Below are 5,658 nucleotides of genomic sequence, written 5' to 3'. Positions count from 1 at the left end.
GAAGGGGACGGGGAGGCGCGAAGGTGCTGCGGACGAAAAAGTTGAGATTGTGTCTTGACGGATTTGGAAGTGGTTCTTAAGTAGGGCTTCTGCTTCGGGAACGGGGCAACAATCTGGAAGCAGCGGCTTTGACGGCGCCGAGTAGGTTTGGCGCGGTTGGGGTTTGTTTGTTTCCCTGCTATTTGACATTGTTACGTATACTTGAAGAGATATGCGGGCGGTTTGGTCTATACGACTGAAGGCTTTGTATATCGACCTACTAGCGCAAGCGATGATGTAGGTGTCAGCTTCACTGTTTGGCGGTTCACGCGAGTGAATCGACAAGCAGAAGCATCCTTCTTTTAGGGGAAGGATGATGTGCAAGGTCTTTCTGTCAAGAACATCTTCGGATGTTTCAACTTGAGAGTTTGATCCTGGCTCAGAACGAACGCTGGCGGCAGGCCTAACACATGCAAGTCGAGCGAGACCTTCGGGTCTAGCGGCGGACGGGTGAGTAACGCGTGGGAATATGCCCTTTGGTACGGAATAGCCTCTGGAAACGGAGAGTAATACCGTATGTGCCCTTCGGGGGAAAGATTTATCGCCAAAGGATTAGCCCGCGTTGGATTAGGTAGTTGGTGGGGTAATGGCCTACCAAGCCTACGATCCATAGCTGGTTTGAGAGGATGATCAGCCACACTGGGACTGAGACACGGCCCAGACTCCTACGGGAGGCAGCAGTGGGGAATCTTAGACAATGGGGGCAACCCTGATCTAGCCATGCCGCGTGAGTGATGAAGGCCTTAGGGTTGTAAAGCTCTTTCAGCTGGGAAGATAATGACGGTACCAGCAGAAGAAGCCCCGGCTAACTCCGTGCCAGCAGCCGCGGTAATACGGAGGGGGCTAGCGTTGTTCGGAATTACTGGGCGTAAAGCGCACGTAGGCGGACTGGAAAGTTGGAGGTGAAATCCCAGGGCTCAACCTTGGAACTGCCTTCAAAACTATCAGTCTGGAGTTCGAGAGAGGTGAGTGGAATTCCGAGTGTAGAGGTGAAATTCGTAGATATTCGGAGGAACACCAGTGGCGAAGGCGGCTCACTGGCTCGATACTGACGCTGAGGTGCGAAAGTGTGGGGAGCAAACAGGATTAGATACCCTGGTAGTCCACACCGTAAACGATGAATGCCAGTCGTCGGGCAGTATACTGTTCGGTGACACACCTAACGGATTAAGCATTCCGCCTGGGGAGTACGGTCGCAAGATTAAAACTCAAAGGAATTGACGGGGGCCCGCACAAGCGGTGGAGCATGTGGTTTAATTCGAAGCAACGCGCAGAACCTTACCAACCCTTGACATCCCAGGACCGCACCAGAGATGGTGTTTTCACTTCGGTGACCTGGAGACAGGTGCTGCATGGCTGTCGTCAGCTCGTGTCGTGAGATGTTCGGTTAAGTCCGGCAACGAGCGCAACCCACGTCCCTAGTTGCCAGCAGGTTAAGCTGGGCACTCTATGGAAACTGCCGATGATAAGTCGGAGGAAGGTGTGGATGACGTCAAGTCCTCATGGCCCTTACGGGTTGGGCTACACACGTGCTACAATGGTAGTGACAATGGGTTAATCCCAAAAAGCTATCTCAGTTCGGATTGGGGTCTGCAACTCGACCCCATGAAGTTGGAATCGCTAGTAATCGCGGAACAGCATGCCGCGGTGAATACGTTCCCGGGCCTTGTACACACCGCCCGTCACACCATGGGAGTTGGTTCTACCCGACGGCCGTGCGCTAACCTTTTGGAGGCAGCGGACCACGGTAGGATCAGCGACTGGGGTGAAGTCGTAACAAGGTAGCCGTAGGGGAACCTGCGGCTGGATCACCTCCTTTCTAAGGAAGCTTTTAGCAGCCGGATTTATCCAGCTCGTAAAGCGACTTAGCAGATCATCAGTTCAGATGATCACACACGGCCAGGCCGTCCTCATATCTCTTCAAGGTTCATCAATGTCAGGCCTGCCGGTCTGGAAACGGGTCGGTAGCTCAGGTGGTTAGAGCGCACGCCTGATAAGCGTGAGGTCGGAGGTTCAAGTCCTCCTCGACCCACCATCGGCTGCGCCTCATCAGAAGGGGCCTTAGCTCAGTTGGTAGAGCGCCTGCTTTGCAAGCAGGATGTCAACGGTTCGAATCCGTTAGGCTCCACCATTTCCGCTTCGATTTGATCGGAAAGCAGCTTTGCTTTCCCGTCCAATCGGACGTCGCTTCTTCGGAAGCATTTACATCGTATAGAGAGATAATCAGCGTTGTCGGCTGAACCCGAGTGTGGGTTCGGTGATCTTCGGATCAAACGATGACGTTGTCCAAGTCAAGTACACTAACCAATTGTTCTTCTTTCATGTGAAGAACAAAGCTTCCTTCGAATGAGGGAAGCGGGAAAAGTACATGCTTTTGATCGGAAGCGACGGCGCCTTTTACAAAAGGGGGCGCCGACAGATTTAGGTCTGTCTTCTTCCGGATCAAATCAAGCGCGATAAGGGCGTTTGGTGGATGCCTAGGCAGCAAGAGGCGATGAAGGACGTGATACTCTGCGTTAAGCCATGGGGAGCTGAGAATAAGCTTTGATCCATGGATCTCCGAATGGGGCAACCCACCTGACAGTTTGTTATTGTTATCTTTTGGTAATCAATAACGGGCTGAACCAGGTACTAATCACCTGAATACATAGGGTTTTTAGAGCGAACCCGGGGAACTGAAACATCTAAGTACCCGGAGGAAAGGAAATCAACAGATACTCCCCCAGTAGCGGCGAGCGAACGGGGACCAGCCGAGCCATGAGAATGACCAGAATGTGTTGGAAAACACAGCCATAGCGGGTGACAGCCCCGTATGGGAAGTTCGATTGGACGTATTAAGTAGGGCGGGACACGTGAAATCCTGTCTGAAGATCGGGGGACCACCCTCGAAGGCTAAGTACTCCTTGCTGACCGATAGCGAACCAGTACCGTGAGGGAAAGGTGAAAAGCACCCCGACGAGGGGAGTGAAACAGTTTCTGAAACCGGACGCCTACAAGCAGTCGGAGCCGCCTTGAGCGGTGACGGCGTACCTTTTGTATAATGGGTCAACGACTTGGTCTATCTGGCAAGCTTAAGCCGTTAGGTGTAGGCGCAGCGAAAGCGAGTGTTAAATGCGCGACATAGTCAGATGGATCAGACCCGAAACCGAGTGATCTAGCCATGTGCAGGATGAAGGTTGGGTAACACCAACTGGAGGTCCGAACCCACACCTGTTGAAAAAGGTCGGGATGACGTGTGGCTAGGGGTGAAAGGCCAATCAAACTCGGAGATAGCTGGTTCTCCGCGAAAGCTATTTAGGTAGCGCCTCGGACGTATCCTCTTGGGGGTAGAGCACTGCATGGATGATGGGGGCCCACAGCCTTACTGAGTCTAAGCAAACTCCGAATACCAAGAAGGACTATCCGGGAGACACACGGCGGGTGCTAACGTCCGTCGTGGAGAGGGAAACAACCCTGACCAACAGCTAAGGCCCCCAATTCGTGGCTAAGTGGGAAAGCATGTGAGACTTCCAAAACAACCAGGAGGTTGGCTTAGAAGCAGCCATCCTTTAAAGATAGCGTAACAGCTCACTGGTCTAATCAAGAGGTCTTGCGGCGAAGATGTAACGGGGCTCAAGCCACGAGCCGAAGCTTTGGATGCACAACTTGTTGTGCGTGGTAGCGGAGCGTTCTGTGATATAGAACGCTGCCTCTTTTGGTTCTTCGGATCCAACGGAGGCATTGTTCTGACTGTGAAGCCGGGCTGTAAGGCATCCGGTGGAGTGATCAGAAGTGAGAATGTTGACATGAGTAGCGACAAACAGGGTGAGAGACCCTGTCGCCGAAAGTCCAAGGGTTCCTGCTTAAAGCTAATCTGAGCAGGGTAAGCCGGCCCCTAAGGCGAGGCCGAAAGGCGTAGTCGATGGGAACCAGGTTAATATTCCTGGGCCAGGAGATGGTGACGGATTGCGACGGTTGTTCTTCCTTATCGGATTGGAAGGGCCGCTTAGCAGTTCCTGGAAATAGCCCTCCATGAGACCGTACCCTAAACCGACACAGGTGGACTGGTAGAGAATACCAAGGCGCTTGAGAGAACCACATTTAAGGAACTCGGCAAAATACCTCCGTAAGTTCGCGAGAAGGAGGCCCGATTGGCAGGCAACTGTTGGTCGGGGGCACAAACCAGGGGGTGGCGACTGTTTACTAAAAACACAGGGCTCTGCGAAGTCGCAAGACGACGTATAGGGTCTGACGCCTGCCCGGTGCCGGAAGGTTAAAAGGAGATGTGCAAGCATTGAATTGAAGCCCCGGTAAACGGCGGCCGTAACTATAACGGTCCTAAGGTAGCGAAATTCCTTGTCGGGTAAGTTCCGACCTGCACGAATGGCGTAACGACTTCCCCGCTGTCTCAAATGTGGACTCAGCGAAATTGAATTGTCTGTGAAGATGCAGACTTCCCGCGGTTAGACGGAAAGACCCCATGCACCTTTACTATAGCTTCGCACTGGCATCAGGATTGTGATGTGCAGGATAGGCGGTAGGCTTTGAAATCGGGACGCCAGTTCCGATGGAGCCATCCTTGAGATACCGCCCTTCGCACTCTTGATGTCTAACCGCGGCCCGTTATCCGGGTCCGGGACCCTGCGTGGTGGGTAGTTTGACTGGGGCGGTCGCCTCCTAAAGAGTAACGGAGGCGCGCGAAGGTTGGCTCAGAGCGGTCGGAAATCGCTCGTTGAGTGCAATGGCAGAAGCCAGCCTGACTGCAAGACTGACAAGTCGAGCAGAGTCGAAAGACGGCCATAGTGATCCGGTGGTCCCGAGTGGAAGGGCCATCGCTCAACGGATAAAAGGTACGCTGGGGATAACAGGCTGATGATGCCCAAGAGTCCATATCGACGGCATCGTTTGGCACCTCGATGTCGGCTCATCTCATCCTGGGGCTGGAGCAGGTCCCAAGGGTACGGCTGTTCGCCGTTTAAAGAGGTACGTGAGCTGGGTTTAGAACGTCGTGAGACAGTTCGGTCCCTATCTGCCGTGGGTGTAGGATACTTGAGAGGAGTTGCCCCTAGTACGAGAGGACCGGGGTGAACGTTCCACTGGTGGACCAGTTGTCGTGCCAACGGCAGTGCTGGGTAGCTATGAACGGACAGGATAAACGCTGAAGGCATCTAAGCGTGAAGCCCCCCTCAAAACCAGGTATCCCTTGAGAGCCGTGGAAGACCACCACGTCGATAGGCCGGAGATGTAAGCGCAGCAATGCGTTCAGTTGACCGGTACTAATGGCTCGATAGGCTTGATTTGATCCGGAAGTGGCCAGACCCCGCTTCCAAAAGCATCCTTGGACAACTTCCCGCAGCAACGCGGAACGCTGAGCGTTTCTTCTCCGATCTGGTGGACATAGCACGAGCAAAACACCCGATCCCATCCCGAACTCGGCCGTTAAGTGCCGTCGCGCCAATGGTACTGCGTCTCAAGACGTGGGAGAGTAGGTCACCGCCAGATCTGAAAAGAAACGCATATCTCTCTAAACGATGAACAAATCCGCACCATCAAACAAAGATCGGTGCAACCGTGCGCCATAACGCACCTGTCGCGGGGTAGAGCAGCCCGGTAGCTCGTCAGGCTCATAACCTGAAGGTC

The 5,658-nt window shown here is 53.6% G+C and carries 2 tRNA genes and 3 rRNA genes; all 5 read left to right on the top strand.

From position 1 onward, the window contains the following. Positions 1-395 precede the first annotated feature (395 nt). Positions 396-1,858: ribosomal RNA gene (locus tag G7044_RS17815) — 16S ribosomal RNA — on the top strand. 139 nt (positions 1,859-1,997) lie between these two features. After that, positions 1,998-2,074 (top strand) — tRNA-Ile (locus G7044_RS17810). Positions 2,075-2,094: 20 nt separating this feature from the next. Next, positions 2,095-2,170: transfer RNA gene (locus G7044_RS17805), tRNA-Ala, on the top strand. 314 nt (positions 2,171-2,484) lie between these two features. Further along, a 23S ribosomal RNA gene (locus tag G7044_RS17800) occupies positions 2,485-5,319 on the top strand. Positions 5,320-5,405: 86 nt separating this feature from the next. Continuing rightward, a 5S ribosomal RNA gene (gene rrf / locus G7044_RS17795) occupies positions 5,406-5,520 on the top strand. The 16S, 23S and 5S rRNA genes sit together here with 2 tRNA genes alongside, the layout of an rRNA operon. Positions 5,521-5,658 lie beyond the last annotated feature (138 nt).

The organism is Paracoccus xiamenensis (assembly GCF_011308835.1).
In the GTDB taxonomy this organism is placed as follows: domain Bacteria; phylum Pseudomonadota; class Alphaproteobacteria; order Rhodobacterales; family Rhodobacteraceae; genus Paracoccus; species Paracoccus xiamenensis.
This window is presented reverse-complemented; position numbering and strand designations above follow the sequence as displayed.